General features: G+C 46.8%; 15 protein-coding genes. 10 read left to right on the top strand and 5 right to left on the bottom strand.

Features of this window, described 5'->3' with window-relative positions:
* Window positions 1-4 precede the first annotated feature (4 nt).
* Together MHI06_RS29110 and MHI06_RS29105 are read left to right on the top strand one after the other, a co-directional pair.
* Window positions 5-931, top strand: coding sequence for an oxidoreductase (locus MHI06_RS29110; RefSeq protein ID WP_340399945.1), 927 nt, complete (start codon window positions 5-7; stop codon window positions 929-931).
* Window positions 932-1,123: 192 nt separating this feature from the next.
* On the top strand, window positions 1,124-1,393 hold the full coding sequence (locus MHI06_RS29105; protein ID WP_340399944.1) for a CD3324 family protein: 270 nt from the start codon (window positions 1,124-1,126) through the stop codon (window positions 1,391-1,393).
* Between the two features lie 44 nt (window positions 1,394-1,437).
* Here MHI06_RS29105 and MHI06_RS29100 read toward each other — a convergent pair whose 3' ends face one another.
* The gene (locus MHI06_RS29100) at window positions 1,438-2,304 is read right to left on the bottom strand and encodes a GNAT family N-acetyltransferase (protein WP_340399943.1); all 867 of its coding nucleotides are present in this window, start codon (window positions 2,302-2,304) and stop codon (window positions 1,438-1,440) included.
* Between the two features lie 229 nt (window positions 2,305-2,533).
* Between MHI06_RS29100 and MHI06_RS29095 the strand changes: the two genes are divergently transcribed.
* The 5 genes from MHI06_RS29095 (at window position 2,534) to MHI06_RS29075 (ending at window position 15,083) form a co-directional block, all read left to right on the top strand.
* Entirely contained in the window at window positions 2,534-3,127 is a 594-nt protein-coding gene (locus MHI06_RS29095) for a hypothetical protein (RefSeq protein WP_340399942.1), read from the top strand.
* A gap of 215 nt (window positions 3,128-3,342) precedes the next feature.
* Window positions 3,343-5,484: an ATP-binding protein gene (locus MHI06_RS29090; protein WP_340399941.1), complete on the top strand. Its 2,142-nt coding sequence runs from the start codon at window positions 3,343-3,345 to the stop codon at window positions 5,482-5,484.
* A 4-nt stretch (window positions 5,485-5,488) separates the two neighbouring features.
* Window positions 5,489-6,187 (top strand): response regulator transcription factor, encoded by a 699-nt coding sequence (locus tag MHI06_RS29085; protein WP_169482208.1) that lies wholly within the window; start codon window positions 5,489-5,491, stop codon window positions 6,185-6,187.
* A gap of 407 nt (window positions 6,188-6,594) precedes the next feature.
* Window positions 6,595-7,404 carry a septum site-determining protein MinD gene (gene minD / locus MHI06_RS29080; protein WP_340399939.1) on the top strand — a complete coding sequence of 270 codons (810 nt, stop codon included), beginning with the start codon at window positions 6,595-6,597 and terminating at the stop codon, window positions 7,402-7,404.
* A gap of 572 nt (window positions 7,405-7,976) precedes the next feature.
* On the top strand, window positions 7,977-15,083 hold the full coding sequence (locus MHI06_RS29075; protein WP_340399938.1) for an InlB B-repeat-containing protein: 7,107 nt from the start codon (window positions 7,977-7,979) through the stop codon (window positions 15,081-15,083).
* Between the two features lie 79 nt (window positions 15,084-15,162).
* Here the strand turns inward: MHI06_RS29075 and MHI06_RS29070 are convergent, their stop codons facing one another.
* Window positions 15,163-15,489 carry a helix-turn-helix domain-containing protein gene (locus tag MHI06_RS29070; protein WP_248278236.1) on the bottom strand — a complete coding sequence of 109 codons (327 nt, stop codon included), beginning with the start codon at window positions 15,487-15,489 and terminating at the stop codon, window positions 15,163-15,165.
* Window positions 15,490-15,638: 149 nt separating this feature from the next.
* On the opposite strand from MHI06_RS29070, the gene MHI06_RS29065 reads away from it, so the two are divergent.
* On the top strand, window positions 15,639-16,250 hold the full coding sequence (locus MHI06_RS29065) for a flavin reductase family protein (RefSeq protein WP_340399936.1): 612 nt from the start codon (window positions 15,639-15,641) through the stop codon (window positions 16,248-16,250).
* Between the two features lie 132 nt (window positions 16,251-16,382).
* On the opposite strand, the gene MHI06_RS29060 is transcribed toward MHI06_RS29065, so the two are convergent.
* Window positions 16,383-18,251: an AbfB domain-containing protein gene (locus tag MHI06_RS29060; RefSeq protein ID WP_340399935.1), complete on the bottom strand. Its 1,869-nt coding sequence runs from the start codon at window positions 18,249-18,251 to the stop codon at window positions 16,383-16,385.
* A gap of 413 nt (window positions 18,252-18,664) precedes the next feature.
* On the opposite strand from MHI06_RS29060, the gene MHI06_RS29055 reads away from it, so the two are divergent.
* Window positions 18,665-20,167 carry an S-layer homology domain-containing protein gene (locus MHI06_RS29055; RefSeq protein ID WP_340399934.1) on the top strand — a complete coding sequence of 501 codons (1,503 nt, stop codon included), beginning with the start codon at window positions 18,665-18,667 and terminating at the stop codon, window positions 20,165-20,167.
* A gap of 212 nt (window positions 20,168-20,379) precedes the next feature.
* Here the strand turns inward: MHI06_RS29055 and MHI06_RS29050 are convergent, their stop codons facing one another.
* Together MHI06_RS29050 and MHI06_RS29045 are read right to left on the bottom strand one after the other, a co-directional pair.
* Window positions 20,380-21,825 carry a DEAD/DEAH box helicase gene (locus tag MHI06_RS29050; protein WP_169482214.1) on the bottom strand — a complete coding sequence of 482 codons (1,446 nt, stop codon included), beginning with the start codon at window positions 21,823-21,825 and terminating at the stop codon, window positions 20,380-20,382.
* Window positions 21,826-22,004: 179 nt separating this feature from the next.
* The gene (locus MHI06_RS29045; RefSeq protein ID WP_340399933.1) at window positions 22,005-22,373 is read right to left on the bottom strand and encodes a hypothetical protein; all 369 of its coding nucleotides are present in this window, start codon (window positions 22,371-22,373) and stop codon (window positions 22,005-22,007) included.
* Between the two features lie 338 nt (window positions 22,374-22,711).
* Between MHI06_RS29045 and MHI06_RS29040 the strand changes: the two genes are divergently transcribed.
* Window positions 22,712-23,401 (top strand): hypothetical protein, encoded by a 690-nt coding sequence (locus tag MHI06_RS29040; RefSeq protein ID WP_340399932.1) that lies wholly within the window; start codon window positions 22,712-22,714, stop codon window positions 23,399-23,401.
* Window positions 23,402-23,500 lie beyond the last annotated feature (99 nt).

Raw genomic sequence — 23,500 nt, 5'->3', positions numbered from 1 at the left:
AAAAATGAGCGAAGTTTGGACTAAAGACATCATCCCGACTGTATCCGATAAAGTAGTGATTGTGACAGGTTCGAACGGCGGGTTAGGGTACGAAACGGCATTAGCGTTAGCTGAAAAAGGCGCGAAAGTTATCCTTGCAGTTCGTAATCTGGAAAAAGGTGAAAAGGCAGCAAATAAAATAAAGTCGTCTGTGCATGTAGCTGGAGAGGTAATCGTTATGCAGCTCGACCTTAGCGATTTAGCTAGTATCCGTAAGTTCGCAGCCGCTTTTCTTGAGCAATACGATTCCTTGTCCATTCTCGTTAATAATGCAGGAATTATGAACCCTCCATTCCAGTTGACGAAAGATGGCTTTGAATTACAGTTTGGTAGTAATCATCTAGGCCATTTTGCGCTTACAGGCTTACTATTGCCTCGATTGATCTCTACTCCGAAATCGAGAGTTGTCACTGTAAGCAGTTTGGCGGCTGGTAATGGTGCAATTGATTTTAATAATTTAGATGGATCTAAAGGGTATGCTCCCATGAAGTTCTACAGTCAAAGCAAGTTAGCCAATCTGATGTTTGCGAGAGAGCTGCAGAATAAATTTAATTCCGCCCATATTGATTCCATGAGTATCGCCGCTCATCCAGGAATTTCGCATACCAATCTATTTTCCTTCGGTTCGGGGAAACGGACCAATATATTCATGCGCAGTCTTTTGAAAATCATTAGTCAACCGGCACATATGGGGGCATTACCTACCTTATATGCTGCAGCAGATCCGACGATTACGGGAGGAGAGTATATTGCTCCCAGCGGTATGGGCGGCACGAAGGGCTATCCCAAGAGCGCTAAGATTATCGAAAAATTATATGACGCTAACATCTCAAACAAGCTATGGAGCGTATCAGAAGAATTAACAGGGGTTTATTACAGATTTAACGATTGAATGGGGGGCTACCATGATTCGATTCATAATAAATTTAACGACCCGCTCTATGCAGAGTCCATGCGATGAACAACGGCGGTTGTTTGCATAGAGCTTGAAATTCTTTTCCGCCATACTTATAGTGCATATCTAATGCGTTCATCTTACGACTCTGCTGCCTTAAAGATTTTAACTTTTAAGGAGTGGAGCAACGTGAAATATATTAATGCGGATACAATCTTCCCGGAAGAATTGCTCAAAGAAATACAGCGTCATATCCCCGGAGGCCTGATCTATATTCCGAGGCCCAAGGATGCCCACAAGAAGTGGGGCGAGAACTCGGGGGGCAGAAGGATTGTCCAGGAGCGGAACGACGAGATCCGCCAGCTTTTTGCTGCGGGAACAACCATCGATCAACTTGTGGACCAATACTGTTTATCCATCGATAGCATCAAGAAAATTGTGTATTCCAAAAAGGGATGAAACTATAGAAGCCATGTTCGAGCAGTCGAATGTGGCTTTTTGGCTTACATATTCAAATTACCACTGAAATAGTGATACTCTGAATTCACTTCAAAACCAACACTGTAGTACAGATTCAAAGCGCGTTCGTTCTCAGTAACCACAGACAGGCGAATATCTGTATAACTTTGTTTCCTCAGGAAATTCACCAGGATACTAAGCGCGGTGCGCCCCAGTTTCCGTCCCTGATAATCAGGTAAGATACAGAAGTTATGAATAAATGCGGTTGTCGCATTAATGGAGTTGACTCGTACCATCCCAACAGGCTGTTGATGCTGCCATGCAATATAGGTGACTCGGCTGGGTTCATTCGTTTGCTCGAAATAATCGCGTGTCCAGTCCTCTGAATCTCCAAAGGCTAGGGATGAGCAAGTGATCATAAACTCCATATCCTCGGCTTTCGCCACGGACAACGTTAGTTCAGGCGGTTCCACAACCGAAAGGACTTCATTTACAAGTTGCATCGAATACTCCGCACGATCATAAATGGCTCCAAGAGATTGAGCAGTATGAACACCCGGAGATAAGCCCTGAGGAACGCGATAGCTGAGTTGGTTGATCCCCTGTGGTCTCATGTCCAGGATGGCCCGTTTCAGTAAGCTGCTGAACACACCTTGGCGACGATACTGCGGATGTACGATGGCATTAATATTTCCGGTTACGGTGTCAGATGCATACCAACTGAGGAGTCCTACCAATTTACCGTCACGATAACAGAGGAGCGCATGGTCTCCGTCTTTTTTGCTGATATGGTCAAGGTCTGCCTTTAGATGGACGGAATCCAGTTGTTTACATTGTTGTTCGAGCAAAATAATAGCATCAATCTGTTCCTTGGAGTTATAAATCATGGGAACGACTTGATAAGTTGACATAGCTTTCACACCTTCATTGTTGAAGGAAACACGCAGTTATTGGACCCACAGGCGCTATCCTTCGAGATTCGGTCCACTTCCCGATGACTATAACATAATCTATGATGAAGATGACACCCAATGGATGTAATTCACTGGATGTCTGTTCAGATGTGCCCAGTAACTGGACATCATATCCTATTGAAGGGATAATTGAGAGTAATACAGACGAGAAAGGGATGGATTAACCATGCGCAAGTTGGCTTATGTGATCGGTACATTATTTCTTTTCGCCGGCATGTTAGTGGGATGTACACCATCTGAACCAGCGGAAAGCACGGAACCCATAACTCCACCAGTAACGGAACAGCCGAGTGATGTGAGTGATCAGAAGGCGACAGCAGAGGAGCAGCTACAAGCGCTCGAAATGTCGCTAGATTATAAGACAACAGAACTCACGGTGGATGGCAAGGACTATGATGATGCGTTAGAGATGGAAGGATTATTAGCCAAAGGAGACACTATGAAGCCATTCCTGACCTCCAGAAATTATGAGGCTTATATGGCTAATGGATATATTATATTGCTTCTTCAGGTTGCACACCTCGAACAAGCGAAGCTTCATCCTGAAAATATACAAACCAAGATCAACGATAGCAAGAGCGACTGGATTCTTGTGGAATACACGCTCGATCTGAAATTTACAGACGAGAACGGCAAGGAGTTCAAGTCTATTCCGCTATCGGGCGATATCACCTTTTTGCAAGATCAGGGAGAATGGCGCATTCAGGATGATACCTACAATAGGGATGCATTCGCGGACATCATCAATAATTCACTGTAGTCATGATTAAGCTCCTTCATATCAGTACGCACTTCATAGTGTGTGCTTTTTTTGGTGTATGACCAGCTAAGCGCGCGTCGTCAAAAGGGTCTCATCGCGATGTTAGCTATCTACACCTGCTAGAAATTTGCAGGGTACATTCTCCTATAATGATGATATCATTTGGATAAATAAACTTACTTATTGCGCTTTTAGAGATTGGGGTTTAATTCATCATGAGGGAGATTCTCCGAGTCGGTTCTCGTAAGGTTTGGTTGTATATCATTGCTGCTGTTATTGGTTTGGTTGCAGGCTATGTCGTCCTCTCTGAGCAGGACTCTCCTAAGTTCCAAAGTGAAGAAGGTGTTCTGGATTTAACGCAGGCGCAACTTAGTACGAATCCGCAAAAATTAACAGGGAAGTGGGCGTTCTATTGGCAAGAACTGCTGTCGCCTGAGGATATGCGGGTTCGTTCGGCAAGGGAAGGAAATCAGAACCACTGGATTAGCATCCCAAGCTCCTGGCGGGGCTACCCGTTAGAAGGTCAGCGGCTGAGCGGTACAGGCTATGTAACCTTTGGACTGGTCATTCATCTAAGCGAGCAGGATCGAGATGAGATGCTTGCTCTGCGGCTGTCTAGCATTTTTAATGCGTACAAATTATGGGTCAATGGCGAGCTGCTGGCAGAAGTTGGTGAGGTTGGTCAGGACAAGCACAGCATGACCCCGCAATTGGAAACAAAGCTGGTGTATTTTCAGCCTAAAAACGATACGTTAGAGCTGGTCATGCAAGTATCCAACTTCCAACATCATCGGGGCGGCATTACCAAGGATATCGAGCTGGGTGGCAGTGACGTACTAACGACCAAGACCAATCTGAATCTTGCCAGGGATATGTTCATCACGGCAAGTTTGCTAGTGATCGGTTTGTATAATCTGCTGTTGTTCATGCTGCGACGTAAGGATAGAGCTCCGTTATATTTTGGCCTGTTTACTGTACTGCTTGGTATTCGATCCTTGTTCAACGGCGAGCTTATCTTTACACAATGGTTGCCTCATTTTCCTTGGGAATTGCAGTTCAAGATCGAATATCTAATTCTTTGTGTCAGTGGTTATATCATCACCATGTATTTTGATTGTATTTTTCCGAATTATGTGTCGCGATGGTTTCGTCTTGGCACCCGGATGGTAACTGGTGCATTCTGTATCCTTGTAGTGCTAACCCCTGCAATTATATATACAAAATTTTTGCTGGTCATCGGTGTGATGGTAGTTCTACATATGATTTATCTGATGATCGGACTGGTTCAGGCGGCTGTGCGACGTATGGAGGGAGCGTTGATCTTCCTGCTGGTGTCGGTGGTTACTTTGGTCACGGTTGTCAACGATTTTTTATATTTTAACGGATGGTCGCTAGTTGGAAATACATCTCCGCTTGGCTTATTGATATTTACGATCGCGCAGCTGATTTTGCTGTCTTCGCGATCTACGAGGACGGCATCGAACGAAGAGAGAATTACACGTGAATTACAGGACGTTAATGACAAGCTGATTGAAATGAATATGAATCTGGAACAGACCGTTCAGGAGCGAACACAGGCTTTATCTTCAGTGCATGATGATCTCCAAGCCTCGTATGACCGACTGCTTCACTCCGAGCAAGGGAGGAAGAAGCTACTTGCTTATATTACGCATGATCTGCGTATGCCGTTGTCCAGCATGCTTGGATATGTAGAAGCTATACAGGACAGGGTTAAGCCGGAACGCAATGAACAATATCTGAAGTACATCCGGGAGAACACGATAAGGATTAACCGTATGATCGAGGAGTTGTCCTTCTTGTCGCATTTGGAGACCGGACAGGTCTCGTACCGAATGGAGCCGGTTCAGATGATTCCTTTCTTGCATGGTTTTTTTGAACAATATGAGTTGGTAGTGCGCGACGCAGGATTAGACTTCATACTGGATATCGGAGATACCGAGGATAGACGATCTAATGCGCTTGTTGTCGAGATGGATGCGAAAAGAGTAGAACAGGCCTTATTTAATCTAGTATCCAACGCCATGAAGTTCACCTCCAGCGGGGGACTGGTGCGTATTGCATTAGTTGTGGAAGTGATGAATCATGCTCCCCATGCAGTCATTAGCATACAGGATTCTGGCATGGGGATTCCTCCGGAGCAGCTTGAGCAAATCTTCGAACGTAATTACAGATATGATCGGCCGGGAATGGGCATAGAGGGCAGTGGACTGGGGCTGGCAATTTGCAGGGAAATCGTACAAGCGCACGGAGGCATGGTTCGAGCGGAGAGCGACGGCAAGATGGGGGCAACATTCTATGTAACGTTTCCTTGTACGGTGATTGAAGGAAAGGGGTGATGAGATGGACACGCACAAAATCATGATCGTTGATGATGATCCTCATATATGCGAGATTGTGCAGGTGTATTGCGAACGGGAGGGGTTTATTTCCACCTATAGTCATAGCGGGACAGAAGCGATGGAGCTGCTTACATCGTTTGAGCCCGATTTGATTGTATTGGATGTATTGCTGGCTAATGAAAATGGCATTGATTGGTGCAGAAATGCGCGTAACTTGACCAGTGCGCCGATCATGTTTCTGAGTAGCCAGGAGGAAGACGAAGTGAAAATTAGCGCATTATCCTATGGTGGTGACGATTATGTGACCAAGCCGTTCAGTCCGGGAGTGCTCATGGCCAAGATCAAGGCTCACCTTCGCAGAGTGTCGACAGGCAGGAGGGAACAACTGCTAGAGTTACCGGGTTTGACACTGGATTTCTATACGCAGTCCGTCAACATGGGGAGTAAACCTATCTTTTTATCGAAAAAAGAGTTCAGTCTGCTGTCCTATATGGCACAAAACGTGAATTGTGTCATCAGTGTCGATACGTTGTTCCAAATCATCTGGGGAATGGAAAGTCTGGAGGATACGAGAACGGTCGCTGTACACATCAGTAATTTACGCAAAAAAATCGAGTCCAACCCTGCCGATCCTGAGCGAATCATTACGGTTCGGGGGAGCGGGTATATGCTGGTTGCTACCAGTGCATCACGAGCATGAACACAGCAGTAAGGTGGGTAATCTATTATAAATGGGAGAATGGCGTTAGGGTAGTACTTGACGCTATTGGCCCATTTTTTGTTTTTTTTCACTAGCTTCGTAATCGACTTAAGATATTGAATTCCTCAACACAAGTCTGCGATCTTCCATCCTCGTCAAAATGATGTGCCATCTCTCCGAAGAATTAAACGATCCAATACACACGGATTTAAAGTTTTCTTTAGGTTTCTCAAGTAGGATAATCCATCATGATAAAATCACATTGGTCGATATAACGACATATTTCATCAAATTGTAACTGATTATTAGCTAAGAGGACGTTCATTCGAGCCGGATCAAACGATAATACGTGAAGAAATGGTTGTCTTGCTGTCCCGCATTAGTACTTGAAGAAGGAAGTGGCTCCGATGGCACGAGTTATATGTATTACATCAGGGAAAGGTGGAGTTGGCAAGACAACGGTCACAGCTAATCTCGGGGCTGCCCTTGCCTTATCGGGGAGTAGCGTTTGCCTGATTGACGCTGATTTTGGATTGAGAAATCTGGATATTCCGCTTGGTTTGAGCAATAGGGTAAACTATCATATTTCCGATTTTCTGACGGGTCGATGTGCTTTACATCAAGTGATCGTCAAAGATAAGCGAATCAGTACCTTGTCCTTTATCTCCTGTAGTAACGACGCGGTGCATCACGATGATCCACAAGTTTTTCGCAAGGTTGTGCAGCAAATAGCCCAGGGTTATGATTATGTGCTGATCGATTCGCCAGCAGGCATTGAAAATGGATTCTGGAATACATCTTTAGCGGCAGATGAGGCTATTGTCGTCACTACGCCTCATCGTACATCGCTTCAGGACGCGGATCGCGTAATCGGATTATTAGAAGATATGATTCCGGCTCCGCCACAGCTCATCATTAATATGGCCGACGGACAGGAAGCCCGTTCGGCAACGGTAAAGATGCAGGATATTATCGATATTCTCAATATCGGTGTGATTGGCGTGATCCATGCCGATGTAGAAATTATACGTTCCGTACATAAGGGCATCCCGATTGCGCTTAATCCCGAGTTCGAAAGCGGGCTGCGCTTCAGGCATATCGCCCACAATGTGGCGAAGAATCAGCAGGAGCCTTTCATCGCATTGAAACCCAAGAGGCATATTAGTGTTTTTTCACTTCCTCAAAGACTGCGTTGGGGGAAGAGCAGTTCGTTATAGTTGATTCTGGTAGATGAATCGTTGAGAAGAGAATCATCTGGAATGGATTGCAGACTAGCTTAAGAATTCATGAAAAATAGTGGTGTGGGAGTTACCTTCCCTACGCCGCTATTTATTGATGTAATTGATGTTCTCACTTGCGAGTAGTTGCATACTTAAAGTTTTCTTTATAATTCACAAGCGCCCCTATCTCGCATGATAAAATACGGAAGAAAAAACGACATAATTTGCTGTGTCGGTGTCACAATTCGACTGCGACTGATCAGAAAGGTCGGTGAACGAATTCAATCTGTAAAGTTGGCATTATCGTACCTTAAAGCAGTCGGATCTCTCCAGTCGGATGTTTGAGCTGAGGTTGATGTTCTGAACGCCGCAGCTAGAACAATGCCATTTCTGTATGTGAAGTTTTTCCTCGCTTGATCTCCACGTGCCGAGCGAACTGACTCGCAGGAAACCAATGATCCCGATCTGGGTCAGTGGTATCCGCTATTAGTCTGGCTTTGTTGATTAGCTTGATTAGAAACCAATTTTGGACGGTCTTTTTTAGTTTGATCTATACATAGAAGGGATGAATGAAAGTGAAGAAAGTAAGACAGGGATGGAAGGTGAGCCGGCAGATCCTGATGTGGATGCTGGTGATCAGCTTAGTAGTTTCTGCCGTGCCCCTATTACCAGCGCAATCGGCAGTAGCGGCTGAACTGCCGATGCAGATGACAAAAGTAACCACATCCAGTGGATTCCAGGATGTGAGTCCCACCGACTGGTTCTATGATGCAGTCGTCCATGTGCAGGAGAAGGGCATATTCAGCGGAACGAACGCGAGTAGCTTCTCTCCTAAGGGGACAATGACACGTGCCATGTATGTGACGGCACTTGGACGGATGGCCGGAGTCGATGCCGGGGCGTACTCCACTTCGAGCTTTGCCGATGTACAGGCGGGCAGCTGGTATGCGCCATATGTCGAATGGGCGGTTAAGAAAGGAATTACCGATGGCACGGGGGATCGGAAATATTCGCCGGATGCTACCGTATCTCGGGAGCAAATGGCGACGATGACGTTGCGGTATTTCGAAAGCGAACAGATCCCTTATCAGACCGAGAATCCGGTCACGACAGAGCCGGGCGATCTCGGGGATGTATCGTCTTGGGCGGCTGACGCGGTCATCAAGCTGTGGCAAGCCGGTGTGTTCACCGGGGACGAAAAGGGGAACTTCAATCCGCGTGCACAAGCGACTCGCGCGGAAGCAGCGGTTCTCTTCATGCGCAACAACGCGGTTGTAGAGGCGTGGAAAAATCAGAATCAAACGCCGGTGACGCCTACTCCAACACCAACACCGACACCAACACCGACACCAACGCCATCAGCAGGTGGTAATAGTGGCGGCGGAACGTCTGGAGGCAGCGGAGGCGGTAACACCGGTGAGGCTACATACACACTCACCTTCGAGAGCAACGGAGGTACGCCAGTCACTGCACAGACGGTACGAAAAGGCCAGGTGCTAAATAATCTACCTGCTCCAACAAAAGAAGGATATATATTCCAAGGTTGGTTTGCGGATAGTGATCTTTCACTTATCTTCGCAAGTGGCACTACCTTGACTGCTGATACGAAGTTGTATGCGAAGTATACCGATAGCATAGATCGTGCCGTACAGAGCGTACCAAGCTATTCGGTACTGGATGTCGCGCCGAACTTCACCATTAAGGTGCAGGATTCATCAGGCAGTCTAACGGAATCCCAGGTCAAAGAGAGGATGACCTTCGTGGATACGGCGAATCCCGAATTCGAAGGGGTTACCGTCTCTGGCGGGAACGGAGTTTTCACGGTATCGTCAGCAGCCGAAAACGGCAAGTTCGTTGAAGGTAACACATATCAACTTACGTTGACGGATGACAGTTTGTCCTTCCAAGGCCAAGACGCGACGACAAGTATTTATGTATTTAGCGTTGCTAAAAAAGAAGTCATGAATATTCCACTCAATCCGAACATGATCTACATTCCGTTCACGGATGTCACGGATATGGTGATAAATGGAGCAGATGTCGATTCGCCCGCGATTTCAGTCGTTACTACGACGGTAGGCGGCGAAAATGCACTCGCCGAAGTGAATGCGAGTAGTGGAACGTTCAAGTACACCGGAAGCACTGGCACGGTGATTCAAGTCGGTGATACCGTAGCCATCTATGAGGGAGTTAGTCCCGAACTGCGCACAGTCGAAACGACTGGTGAAGACGATGGTGATGTGGCCTATGTCCAGATCACGGCGGTAGATGGAAGTGTCTACACTTATGATCACGCAGATGCCAATCAAGTGTTGTTCAAGCCGGATGTTCTACCGGTGAGCATAGAAGCAGATAAGGATGGAATTCCCAATAACCATTCCATCACGGTTGAGCACACTTCCATGAACTACAGTGACAGCCTGTACAAGCCCTTCGGTTTGGATGAGCTGACCACTGTTGATGTGGGCGACTTTATTGGTTTTTATGATGGACAATTCGATCAAGAAGGTATTGAGATCATGGGTTATGGACGTATTACGTCGATTACGCCTGAGGCGGAGATGGACGTAATTACGTATACCGATGCCACCATTGAAGATATTGAAAATGCCTTCAACATCTATCAGAAGCAAGCAATTGACGGCGATGATCTGTTGTCGGAAGAACAGATTGCACAGCTCGAAGAGCAAATTGAGCAGCAAGCGAGAGACAGCGGATTCGTCAACGAAGCCGCGGATTATCTGTCTGACATCGCCATGGAGACAAAGGAAATTCAGCAGATCAAGGCTCAGTCCTCCCTAGCGTCCGGTAAAGGGAGCCGGGTAAGTGTGGAGAAGCTGACCGTTGTTGCTTCACTCGGCACGAGGCTGAAGAATATTGACGGCCGAACCTCAGGCGTAAGCGTTACGTTACAAGTGGGTGCCGATATTGTTGTCAATATCAATGAAGACAGCGATCTTGTCATCCATATGACGGGTACATTCGTGCAGGAGATGAGCCTGGACCTCGGTATCAATGGGGATATGAAAGGGCACTGGCTGAAAAAGTGGGGGATTCCTTACTGGTACAGCATTGATGATTATGTAATTACGGCGAATCTGGATGCTTATAGCTATACCGGGATGAACATCACGGCAGAGATAGCTCTCGTTGAACACGATAAGTTAAATGATGCAGTGAATGACTGGGTGGGCGAGAAGAACGCTGGCAGGTTGGGAAAGGTTCAGGACATTGCGACACAGATTAAAGCGGTAATGGCGGGTGTGCAGGATACTGCCGTAGATGCGGAATCGTTGAAGGAAAAGTATCAAGAGATGTTGGAGCAAGACACGGAGTGGGTTCCGTTAATCAAGAAGGAACTCTTTGAAAAGAGCGTACGTGTGGCTTTAGGTATTGTGGAAGTCAAATTTGAAGCGGAGTTTGTGGTCAGCGCCCAGGTGAACCTGACGGTGGGGGCAGATTTCTACTATAAGATGGCCAAGCGCTACTCGGTTAGCTTGCGCGTATTGAGTTTCAGTGGTTCGAGCAATACGGTCAGCTTGCCGGGAGACGGAGATTACCAATTTACCTTCTATGTGATGGGGACGATCGGTTTACGAGCTGGTATTCATATGGAGGTCAAAGCGGGGATTGGAAGCGTCAAGTTGAATAGTATCGGGCTTGCTGTAGAACCCGGTGTGTATGTGAATCTGTGGGGCTACTTCTATTATCAATTGAAAAATATTAGCGGGGTGAAGACCACGAAGTCTTTAGGTGCCCTGTTCGTCGAGATTGGCATCTATTTGGAGGTCGAACTCGGCGCTCAATTAGGTGATGGAGGGCTTTCCGGCGGCGTAGAGCTGGTAGATGAAGAGTGGCCACTGTATACGATTGGAGAAGAACAGAACGTCTACGACTTCGCCTATCCTCAGGATAAGTCGCTCAAAGTGAACATGGCGGGTTCTGCGTCATCCATCGCTGTACCGGAGTTGTGGGTCACGATGAATACCTTTGATTTGAAGACAGGCGATACGGATGAACAGGCGTATGATCGCTCGAATTTCGATATTCAGGTGGACAATCCAAACTTCAAGTATGACGCAGCAAACGGGATGATTGAAGTGGTGGACAAGAACATTCAGGTGAGTGATGGCAATCTGGTTATCACCTGGAAGGGGGCACCGGCGTCGTTCATGTCCGAGCCACTCAAGCGTACGATTCAGTTAAGCTGGCTTGCCAGAGTGGGTGACTACATCCTTCAGCTGGATCCACAGAACAGCGGAGTGACCCAGGTTGTGGCGGCTCCTTATAACGCGCCAATCAGCGTGGTCACCCCGGTATATCCAGGATACACCTTTGACGGCTGGTATACGGCCGCTTCCGGCGGCACGAAGATCACGATTCCGAACCGAATGGCTGCGGAGGATCGAAAACTGTACGCGCACTGGATTGCGAACAAGAATACGCCGTATACGGTTGAGTATTATGTGCTAGACCCGAACAGCAGAATACAGGCTCCGCCTGTGGATACTGAAAATAGGACTGGAACAACGGACACAGAGATTCGAATCAGCTCCGACAGGTTTAAGGAGCAGGGCTATGCGACCGGAACGGTAAGCGGCGTATTAATCAAGGGAGACGGCTCGACAGTCGTAAGAGTTAATTACTATCCGGAGAATCGAAAGATGACCTTCGCTGGGGGTTATGCCGGTGCGCCCCAAATCTCGCTAACGGAAGCCGTTGGCAAGAACATTGCTGCTCGTTTACCTGTGCCGACAAGGCAGGGATATACGTTTGCCGGTTGGTCGCCAGAAGTTCCAAGTACGATGCCGATTGAGGACACTACGTATACAGCGAAGTGGACGGGGAGAGAGGGTACGCCTTATCAGGTTGTACACTTACTGCAAAATATCGGAAGTGACACTTATACGGTTGTGGATACGGAATCGTATCGTGGAGCTACCAATACAGAAGCGAATGTGGCAGATGCCAAGCCTAAATCCTATGCGGGCTTTGTACGAGATGACAGTGTTCCGGGAGCGGTACTGACAGCTCTGATTGAAGGTAACGGTACAACGGTGCTGAAGGTGTACTATAAGCGCGAGGCGTACCAAATGACTGTTGATTACAATGGTTCTGGACAAACAAGTACAACGGATATCGTTCCATTCGGAGCGACAATGTTGCTCCGTCTAGGCACGCCAACATGGCAGGGATATAGCTTTACGGGTTGGTCGCCAACGCTTCCGACTACCATGCCTGCGGAAGATGTTCAATTTACCGCGCAGTGGGCAATTAACAACTATACCGTAACCTTTGACACTTACGGCGGGTCCGAAGCGACGGCTCAGACTGTGGGATATGGTGCTACGATTAGTACACCGATTGAACCGATGAGAGATGGTTATGTATTTGGCGGCTGGTATAGTGATAACACGTTGACGAATGCTTACGACTTCTCTGCGGCGATAACGGGGGATCTCACACTACATGCGAAGTGGCTGATCCCTTACACAATAAGCTTCGAGAGTAATGAAGGGTCGGTAGTAGATGCCCAAACAGTGAATGAAGGGACCAAGGCTATGGCACCTGTCGCCCCAGAGCGGGAAGGCTATGTGTTTAGCGGCTGGTACAGCGATATCGAATTAATGAACGCCTACAATTTCACTACTATGGTGGTAACGGGAGACCTGACATTGTACGCGAAGTGGACGGTTTATGTACCGAATACGTATACTGTAACTTTTGAGAGTAACGGCGGATCAGTGGTCACAGAACAGACGGTGAATGAAGGTGCCGTGGCTGCTGCTCCTGGTGCACCGATGCTGGAAGGATACACGTTCGATGGCTGGTATAGTGATAGCGAATTGACGACACCTTATGGTTTCACGGAAGGTGTAATGGCGAATGTGATGCTGTACGCGAAGTGGACAAAGAACAGCTACACAGTGAGCTTTAACAGTAACAATGGATCGTCGGTGAGTAGTCAGTCCGTGAGTGAAGGTGACACGGCAACAATTCCTGACGCACCGACGCGCGCAGGACATGTATTTAATGGTTGGTATAGTCAAGCTGGTCTGAATGAAGCCTACAGCTTCATGACACCAGTGATGACTAACCTCACGTTGTACGCGAAATGGACGGCAATCTACACAGTGAGTTTCAACAGTAACGGCGGATCATCGGTGGCTGACCAGACGATGGAAAGTGGCAGCACTGCCATTGAGCCTACTGTACCGACGAGGGATGGGTACACATTCAACGGTTGGTATAGCGATATTGGACTGAATGAAGCGTATAGCTTCACGACATCGGTGACGGGTAACCGCACACTTTACGCGAAGTGGACATTTGACAGCCACATGGTCAGCTTCGAGAGTAACGGTGGGACAGCCGTAGCGAGTCAGGTGGTGGCTCCTAACGGCAATGCTGTGGAACCTGCTCCACTGAAATGGGCGGGCTATCGATTCGATGGTTGGTACAGCGATCGTGATCTGGAGATCGTCTACGACTTCGGGACGCCAGTGACGGCAGACATAAGGCTTTACGCGAAGTGGACCATGACATCGTGGCTGCAGGTGGGTGGCGAGCTGGAATTGAATAGCAAGTCCAATATCGTCTTCGACAGTCAAGGGACGCCTTACATGGCTTATATAAAGGACAATAACGAAGTATCTGTGGTGCAATATAAGGGAGGCACGTGGCAGCCCGTTGGCAATCAAAGCGATCTTGAAAAAGCGGGAGGATTGGGGAGCTCAGCTATATCGCTTGGAATAGACAGTAAGGATAAGATTTATGTTGGTTATAAGAACAGTTCAGGTCAAGTAAGCTTTAAGAATTACAATGATGAACATAAGTGGTGGAGACCAGTAACTATTTATGATTTCGATTGGAAAGACGGAACGAGTGTCAGACCGAATGTAAGAAAAGTGGATAGAGTTTACGATAGCTTCGTCATTACCTTTGATAAGGATGATAATCCTTTTCTGATGTTTAGAGGTGTTTTGGTCGGTAATGCTGCAGAACCATCAATGCTCATGTCATGGAGGTTTTATAAAGATAGGGGACGGGTACAAGAAGCGAGGGTACAGGCATACGCAGGTCTAAGAGCATTCCTCGCACCGTTACCAAACAACGGCATGTATTTGTTTGCTCCATCTTACGCATCTGTTTCATCCAGTAGTTATGCGGCATTAGGATATAGCTTACCAGCTAGCTCATCTGGACAGGATAAATTTTGGGAATTATTAGATCCGAAACAATATTCATATCCAGCATCTGCAAATATGGTTGCTGCATCCGCGCTTGATCCGTCTGGCGTACCTTATATGATCTATCTTAGCAGCTCCAACGTTGTTGAAATGTGGAAATATCCGCACTCCATTCCGTCAGAAGATACAGCATGGGAGAAGGTGAGCACTCCCGGATTCTCGGTTGGTTCGTCTAAAGGAGGAAGCATGGATATGGCCTTTGACAGCCAAGGCACGCCTTACGTTGCTTATCGAGATGCTGCATATGGCAACAAGGTGACTGTGATGAAATATGAGAATATGGGTTGGAGACCGGTAGGGTCTGCCGGATTCTCCAATGATGACGCTCTGGAGCTAGATATTTTCATAGACAGCACGGACCACGTTTATGTAAGTTATAAGAAACAAGGTAAAATGAATATGATGAAGTATGATCCGAACTTGTAATATCCTTAATAGATTAGATTGGCAGAACAGTCTGCTCCCATGGGAGTAGGCTGTTCTTTTTGCATATCATCCATATTCACTATAATTCATGCAGCGATTGTATCTCCGGTACATGATGCACACCCCACTTGCAGATTTCTTCCAGAATGGGTATAAGACTTCTCCCTCGTGGGGTTAACGAATACTCCACTCGTTTTATCACACCTTCACGTTCCAAATCGTTCAGTTGAGAGGTTAATACCTTGTACGTGATCCCGGATACACGTCTTTTGAGTTCGCCGTAACGTGTGACTCCATGAAAGGCAAGTTGATACATGATCTTCATCTTCCACTTTCCGCCGATAATGGACAGGGTGTAGTCGAAGGGAGTTAGTGTTTCCATTGGGACTGTGCTCGGATTACCCATCACGAATAAGCTCCTTTATGCAGGTACGCACTTCAAAGTGCGTACTTTTTTTGTGGTGAACAAGTGTATATTCTTATACCAACTATATGTGTCCCACAGAGCGTTGTAAACCGAAGGACCTGCTCAGGGGCACTTCAGAAAGGTTGAGTATGTTGGAAGAAAAAAATACATATGCATTTGCAACAGGTGATATCACCGTGGATGAAATGTACAAATTAATGACGGGTTCCGTGGTGCCGCGGCCCATTGCTTGGGTCTCTACGCGAAGCAAGGAGGGTGTGCTTAACCTCGCTCCATTCAGTTTTTTTACCGTTGCTTCACGCAATCCGGCGACTCTGCTCCTATCCATTGGACCTGGTGTAGGTGAGAGGCAAGGTACCGTGAAGGATACACTCGTCAATATACGAGAGACGGGAGAGTTTGTGATCAATGTAGTTCCCGCTGTACTTGCAGCGTCCATGCAGCGTTCGTCAGCAGATGTAGCATCGGACGAAGATGAATTTCAACTGGCGGGGGTTACACCCAAGGCAGGCATACGTGTAGATGTACCTTCCGTGCTGGAATCTCCGATTGCTTTTGAACTTACACTGGATCGTATCATTGAAGTGGGTACAGATCATGTGGTTCTTGGAAAAGTAAAGCATGTACGGGTGGATGCAGAGGCATATGCCAGTCATTATAAAATAGCGATAGAGAGCTGGCAGCCACTAGCCAGTCTGGCTGGCGATTTCGCTCTAATGAAACCTGCATTTTCAGTCTGAGATGGGGTTACGTCATCTATATCTGAAACCGTGCAGCAGAAAAAAACGCTTCTTCAGTTGTGACTCCTGAAAAAACGGCCTTTCCTCGAATTGTAGATGTAGATGGCTCATCCTCAACTCCAATTATTTTGCTTAGAAATTGGTTCGCCCAAACGTGGCGTCACTCTTCACCGTCGAGCTGCTAGATGCGTTGATGGCATCGAGCTGTAACACGTAATCATAATGCCGGATGTAATAGCCGGGCTGACTATACGATTGAAGGGATACTTTGGTGCTGTCAGCCCAACCTGGACTGCTTAGGAACGTAGCATCTCCCTTATAGGCGGAGGTGTCGGCATAAGCTTCAAGTACAATTTTATTGCTGGTGTTGCGCTTCAAGAAGTAGCCTGGGAAGTTGATGGACTCCAGTGAAATTCCCGTGGAGCTGGCAAGGCCTGGTACGACGCGGAACTGTGAATCCAGAACAGGAGAGACGTTGGCATCCACGCGATCGGTGTAATTGGCATGACGGATGTATCGATCCGGATAGTTGTGCGAACTGAACCGGCTGTAACCTGTGGCTTCAGGTGTTGCAGGACCCAACATTTTGACCTCGTGAAGAGTTGGGGTGTACCAGTTCCCCGGATTATTCCACAAGACCGCGTTCACCATATTGATCCGTACATAACGGGCAGTGAAATGCACGGCATCCGTGGTGAAGCCATAGGTCAGATTATTGGTGCGATCCAAGGTGGAGTAATTAACTCCATCGTTGCTAATTTCAATTTTGTATTTGTAGTATCCTTCAGAACCTTTATACATAAACCAGGACGTGTCGATCTCGGTGATCGTCTTTGATGCGCCGAAGTCCACCTGCCACCATGCAGACCAGCTATTGGAGGAAGCCACCCATGAAGTCTGGTAATTGCCATCATTGACGTTGGATGCAGACGAACCGGAGGCTGTGGAGATAGCGGTAGCTGTTTTGCCTTGGGCGTGGTTGACGAGAGCAGGTGGTGTTACCGTGCCTGTTGCTGCGTCGATATTCCACGCCGTATACCACTCCAGTGATGCTGTTCCGTTCGTATCATTCAAGGTTAGCGGCAGCCAGATATGTTTGTGCTCTCCGAGGTTCATCGGATTCCAGCGATCCGCCATGTAGATGTAGGATGTGGTGTTGCTGCCTGTAATCGTGGCAATATCGTGAATCTGCGAACCGAAGGCAGATGGATTGCCATATGGCGTAAGCGAAGTCCATGGACCCGTCATGGAAGTTGCTGTAGCATAAGCGCCCTGATTTGGATACCAGCCAGCGGCTTGAGAGGTGAAGAGGTAGTAACGGTTTCCTTTTTTCACAACAGCAGGCGCTTCACGATAGGCGTTCTCGAACAGCCAGCCCTCGAAGGACTGTATTCCGGTGTAACTTGCATTCATTTTAAAAATAGCCATCGTATCATTGGCACCGCCATTTTTGCGTGAAGCAGTAACCAGATAACCTGTGCCATCTGTATCAACAAAGACGGTCATGTCACGGGATTCATAATTCAGCGGGCGGAAGCTGCCCTCATAGGTGAATTTGCCATTCGGGGTATTGCTTGTTGCCACCGCTACACGCCCGAGGTTGTAGTCTGTACCATTCTCATAGTGTGCCCAGAGCACATACTGATTGGTGGAGGCGTTATAGATGACTTTGGGACGTTCGATCTTGCTGGAGGCCAGCTCGGTTGCGGAATCTTTCGTCAGAATGGCGTTGCTGAAAGTCCAGTTCTTCAGATCGGTGGAGGTGTAGACGTTCACGCTGTCGAACCTGCCACCCACGGCATGTTCACCGTACAGATAATACGTCGAGCCTACCTGCAGAATGTTGCCGCTGTTCGCATGGATGGGGTTACCTGCGGTATCAAGCCAATCGGTACCGTTGGTTATCGTGACACTTGCTGCACTTGTCCGTTCAGGATGAAGTCCAAACAGGGTGAACGTGAGTGCGAAGACCAGAAACCAGATAGCTTTCCTGTTACCCATTACATACACCTCCCGAAAGATATCAGATTAAATGTAGCGTTCTCAAATCAATTTCATAACTCACTAAAATAAAGGTATTATGAAATTGATTCTTTCATTTATATTTTAGTTGTGCCATACACTTTTTCAAGTGAACAATCCATCCATTGCTGAACAAACCGACATTTCATCGAGGTTGAGCGGTGAGAGCGGGGGAATTGCGCTTAAATATCATGTGCGATGATGTAGAGAGAATCAGGTACACGCGTTAAAATGAGGAGAGACTTATTTCACAACAGGGTTGGAGGGTGAACCGTGGTAGATTAGCCCATTTAAGAAACTTAAAGAAAACTTTAAGTTCGCTCTTGTAATGCACTTGACATGATACTATAGACCTATGTGATCTTGCTCGCAATTTAAGGGGGATAAACGCTATGAAAAAGAAGTTAAGTCGAATTTCACTGGTTTTGTTGATGGGAGCTTTACTCTTTCCAACAGTAGGGAATGCCGCGGACTCTCAAGATCGTACTGCGCAGCAAAAATATGATGAGTTAGTAGCGAAAGGAATTTTCTCCGGAATCAACGGCGAAGCAAAACTTAATGAGAATATGAATCGTGCACAATTTGCTAGAGTCGCTGCGTTAATTCTAAATCTTGGAGCAACGGAAACTACGACTCCAACAACAAAACCTTTCAGTGATGTGGAGCTGACACACTGGGCCGTAGAAGAGATTACAGCTGTAAAAGAGGCTGGCATTATGATAGGTAATGGAAATGAAACCTTTACCCCTAATAAGGCTATGACTGTCCAGGAGACCGCGGTCGCAGCTGGACGCTTACTTGATATGGAACCTGTAGAGGGCGCAGAAGTAGAGGGAGTTTCAGATTGGGCTGCAGGTTATGTTCAAGCTATTATAAACGCAAAAGTTGATTTCCCAACCAATTATAAAGAGGCTGCTACACGAGCGGACCTAGTGTCTTTAGCCTATCAGGCAGAGCAAGTGATAATGGAACGGAAAGAAGAAGGGAAAAAAACGGAGGAAAGCACACCAACACCAACACCAACACCAACACCAACACCAACACCAACACCAACACCAACACCAACACCAACACCAACACCAACACCAACACCAACACCAACACCAACACCAACACCAACACCAACACCAACACCAACACCAACACCAACACCAACACCAACACCAACACCAACACCAACACCAACACCAACACCAACACCAACACCAACACCAACACCAACACCGACACCAACACCAACACCAACACCAACACCAACACCATTAGATTTAATTAACGCTGCATCAGCTTCCGGTTTATGGACCAATGTTGATATTGAAATTTTTGTAAATGCAGGTGTTACGGGTGTAACGACAGACAATGTGTCAGCGGTTAAAGTTGCACTCGAATCTGGTGGAAGCTCTCCAAGAACAGTTTTAGGAATTCAAGCTATCGTCAATGCGGAGATTACGAAGCAAGCGGCACTAAATTTGATCAATGCTGCAGCGATTTCACGTGTATGGACGGAAGTTACTGAGTTGACTTTTGCTAATGCGGGAGTTATCGGTGTTACCAATGAGTACCTAGTGGGCATCCAGGGCATATTGCAAGACAATTACGCTATAACACAACTTCCGAAAACATTGACTCAAATTCAAACGATTGTTGACGAGACTATTCATTTTAATGCAATCAATAATTATTTTGGATTTGGTTATGGATCTGAGCCTGACAAGAGAGTATTCGATCTTGCTGGTATAAACGGAGTGACTGATTTGAACATAGTTGACATCATAGCGCACCTTCAAACGGAATATGGGGGCGGTCTAGGAGGAGGTCCAAACGGAGGTCCAGGCGGCTTATTAACTAAACAAGAAATCCAGGAAGTTATTGATAATTACTTAGGCTCAATATAAAAGGATAATAGCGGAGTAAGGAAGGTGATCCTTACTCCGCTATTTTTAATGAGTTTTATCTTTAGGTTTAATAGGTAAACTTGAATACTTCTTAATCGCAATAAATATAATCCAATAACGACGATTCACAAGCAGACCTGCCATAACGTCATTTTAGCAGGTCTGCTTGTCTTGTTTAAAGCGTTTAGGAAGGCAGTGCGACATTCACCAATCTATTTATGACCTTTGCGAACCTTAAGCTGCATCTTTTTGATCGTTGTATTCTGCATGAGCTCCAGTACGAGCGGGCCTTTACCGTTCAGGATCTCTACATCCGTCACATTATCCAGAATCGTAATGATCCCGATGTCGTCTGCGGTTACCCCTTCGAGCTTGGCGATGGTACCTACAAAGTCAACGGCACGAAGTTTCTTCTTCTTGCCTCCGTTGAAGTTCAGCTTCATGATCTGTTGGTTCAACTGTTCACGCTTGTCCTTTTTGCGTTCAGGCACGATCTTCAATCGCTTCTCAAAATCTTCTCTGCGGCGATCCACAGCCTCTTCGGAAGGGGCTTTCACGACAGGGATTTGGAATCCGATATAGGATTCAATCTCAGCCAGACGTCTGCCATCTTTCGGTGTAATCAACGTAATGGCTTTACCTGTTTTGCCTGCGCGACCCGTACGGCCTGTACGGTGAACATATCCCTCTTTTTCCAAAGGAATATCGTAGTTGATGACATGGGTAATATTCGTGATATCAATACCACGTGCGGCTACATCCGTCGCGATCAGATAACGGAATTGTCCCCGTCTGAATGCGTTCATTACTTCGATCCGCTCATCCTGCTCCATACCACCATGGATACGATCTGCTGGGTAGTCCAGGTCAGCCATGACCCGGAACAGTTTGTCCACATTCTCCTGCGTACGGCAGAACACAATGCAGCTATCCGGATTTTCCACAATGAACAAGTCCTGAAGCAGCGCGGTTTTGTTCACTTCTGGCACGTTAATCACAGCATGTTCAATCGTGGCTGTCGTCAGTCCACTTGCCTTGATCTCGATCTCTACCGGTTTGTTCATGTATTTGCGTGACAGCTTGGCTACATCTTCAGGGAACGTAGCGGAGAACAACATCGTTACTCGCTCCTGCGGCAGTTTCTGAATGATCGCTTGTACCGTCTCGATAAAGCCCATATTCAGCATCTCATCCGCCTCGTCAATAACGAGATAGGCGATCCGTTCGAGTGGCAGCGTGCCACGTTCGATATGATCCAGGACCCGACCTGGCGTACCAACAGCGACATGAGTTCTTTGTTTTAACTCCGCCTTTTGGATATGAAAAGGGGACTGTCCGTATAGTGCGGTTGCTTTAATACGCTTAAAGCGGCCGATATTTGTAATATCTTCGTTCACCTGCAAAGCCAGTTCCCGGGTTGGTGTAAGAATCAAAGCCTGTGGCTTATTCTCATTCCAATCCACCAGCTCGCAGAGCGGAATGCCGTATGCAGCTGTTTTACCACTACCTGTCTGTGATTTCACCACAAGATCCTGATTCTCCAGTGCCACAGGAATAACTTTGGTCTGTACCTCGGTTGGTGTCTCATAGCCCAGACTGTCCAGTGCTTTTACGATCTCTTCACCAAGTCCATAATCTTTAAATTGTTGCTCGCTCATCGTTTACCTCTTTTGCGTTAGTTTTGAATACTCTACATACAAGCATTGCACCGTACATTTATCGTATACCTCTTCATTATACTCTATATGCAGGCAGGCTAACGGAGTAAATGCTTCGAGTGTGTAAATTGTTTTCGTAAGTGTATCAAAGCGTTCCACGTGAAACGAAATGTATCGGCTTAGTTTGCTTTAAGTTCATGAATGACCATCTTTACAGCATTGGTTTGGGGAGGGGAGGACTGAGCGATATACCCACCGATCCACACTTCTGCGCTTCGTCCAACGAGTGTTTCATCCAAAGCGGCAGTAGCCGTCTCTCCTTCGATGATGAGTTCGGCATCCGTGTTGAGCGAAATCCAGATCGGTCCTGATTCAACACCGTTATCCTCTGTATTGTCGATGAGGACCTGTCCCTTTTCTTCCTCAAAATCCGTAATAATCCCACGTGCATGGGGCTTATCCTCCCTCTTTTCCAAGGATTCTCCAGCGCATCCTAACGTTAGCAGCAAGATAAACGGGAATACGAATAATCTTCGTACAACAGACACAGCTTCTTCCCCTCCTCCTTTTGTCATGCTCTATAGGTATGGACGGTTTTTGAGACATCAAAGTTCCTTTACATCAATGGAAAAAAGAACAAAAATCACTCCATTGAGGCTGGAACTGAAAAATGAGATATGGTAGAATATGGGTATCTGTAAAAAAGTTATAGGATAATCAATCGTTTATTACACGTATGTCGCTAGTCATGAAATATTTTTATAATAGTGGTACTTTTATATACTACGTATTACCCGGCCGGAGCGAGTACAACCGAAATTTTAATGGACTGCACAGACATGGATGTCTGTGTTTTATTTTTTTATCAGGAAAAGGGGGATAAGATATGCCGCTAGTCAAGATGACATGTTGGTTGTTAAGTATCGTACTGACTATGGTGAGTCTAACCGGGTGCTCGTCCCCTTTTTCCGAATCGCAAAATACCGCAAGCATCAGGTTGTCCTCTGATCGTATGAAGGAACTCCGCGAGCAATATCCGCTATCCACTGGCGTCCCCGCGACGATTAATATGAGGGAAGTGAGCTTCAATGAAATCATGGCGTTTGGGGATGGGGTCGTTGTGGCGGAGGTCGTGAAGGTGTTGCCGAGTTTTCGTGTGGAGCTGTCGACTGAACCGGGCACGCCTGAACGAAAGATGGCTGATAAGGAAAGGGATAATGGAATGACACCCTACCAACCTGAATTCATCTCCTATGAGGTGAAGGTACATGAAGTGGTAACAGGCGATGATGTAGCCGAGGATACTTTTTTATTTTACAACGCTGACTTCGCAGGTGTGGAGCCTGAACTTAAACCAGGTATGGAGATTATCGCTGTAGTCAAAAAGGGGACGACCGGAGAACAGCTGGGAGGATATTCGTTCACCCGCTACGGCACGTACTATATTGTCGATGATGACTACGTACTTGCCGCCTACGAGGGGGAATCGGAGGAATTGCGTGATTTTACGGAACAAACGAATGGCATCCAGCTGGACGCTTTTATGGATAAAATTAAGAACCTGCCACAAGGCTAAATGACTTCATTCCCCTAGAGCAGTAGAGGAAGGGCCATACGCATAACCATTCGTTTAATATAACAAAGGGCGATCCCGACCATGAGTTCCATGGGAGAA

The sequence above is a fragment of the Paenibacillus sp. FSL H8-0079 genome (assembly GCF_037991315.1).
In the GTDB taxonomy this organism is placed as follows: domain Bacteria; phylum Bacillota; class Bacilli; order Paenibacillales; family Paenibacillaceae; genus Paenibacillus.
The sequence above is the reverse complement of the archived record's forward strand: the minus strand, read 5'-3'. Positions and strand labels throughout refer to the sequence as shown.

Bases quoted from the DNA above. Each gene is read 5' to 3' on its own strand.
- MHI06_RS29110 (WP_340399945.1), top strand. From the start codon at position 5: ATGAGCGAAGTTTGGACTAAAGACATCATCCCGACTGTATCCGATAAA.
- MHI06_RS29100 (WP_340399943.1), bottom strand. From the start codon at position 2,304: ATGTCAACTTATCAAGTCGTTCCCATGATTTATAACTCCAAGGAACAG.
- MHI06_RS29095 (WP_340399942.1), top strand. From the start codon at position 2,534: ATGCGCAAGTTGGCTTATGTGATCGGTACATTATTTCTTTTCGCCGGC.
- MHI06_RS29090 (WP_340399941.1), top strand. From the start codon at position 3,343: ATGAGGGAGATTCTCCGAGTCGGTTCTCGTAAGGTTTGGTTGTATATC.
- MHI06_RS29085 (WP_169482208.1), top strand. From the start codon at position 5,489: ATGGACACGCACAAAATCATGATCGTTGATGATGATCCTCATATATGC.
- minD (WP_340399939.1), top strand. From the start codon at position 6,595: ATGGCACGAGTTATATGTATTACATCAGGGAAAGGTGGAGTTGGCAAG.
- MHI06_RS29075 (WP_340399938.1), top strand. From the start codon at position 7,977: ATGAAAGTGAAGAAAGTAAGACAGGGATGGAAGGTGAGCCGGCAGATC.
- MHI06_RS29070 (WP_248278236.1), bottom strand. From the start codon at position 15,489: ATGGGTAATCCGAGCACAGTCCCAATGGAAACACTAACTCCCTTCGAC.
- MHI06_RS29065 (WP_340399936.1), top strand. From the start codon at position 15,639: ATGTTGGAAGAAAAAAATACATATGCATTTGCAACAGGTGATATCACC.
- MHI06_RS29060 (WP_340399935.1), bottom strand. From the start codon at position 18,251: ATGGGTAACAGGAAAGCTATCTGGTTTCTGGTCTTCGCACTCACGTTC.
- MHI06_RS29055 (WP_340399934.1), top strand. From the start codon at position 18,665: ATGAAAAAGAAGTTAAGTCGAATTTCACTGGTTTTGTTGATGGGAGCT.
- MHI06_RS29050 (WP_169482214.1), bottom strand. From the start codon at position 21,825: ATGAGCGAGCAACAATTTAAAGATTATGGACTTGGTGAAGAGATCGTA.
- MHI06_RS29040 (WP_340399932.1), top strand. From the start codon at position 22,712: ATGCCGCTAGTCAAGATGACATGTTGGTTGTTAAGTATCGTACTGACT.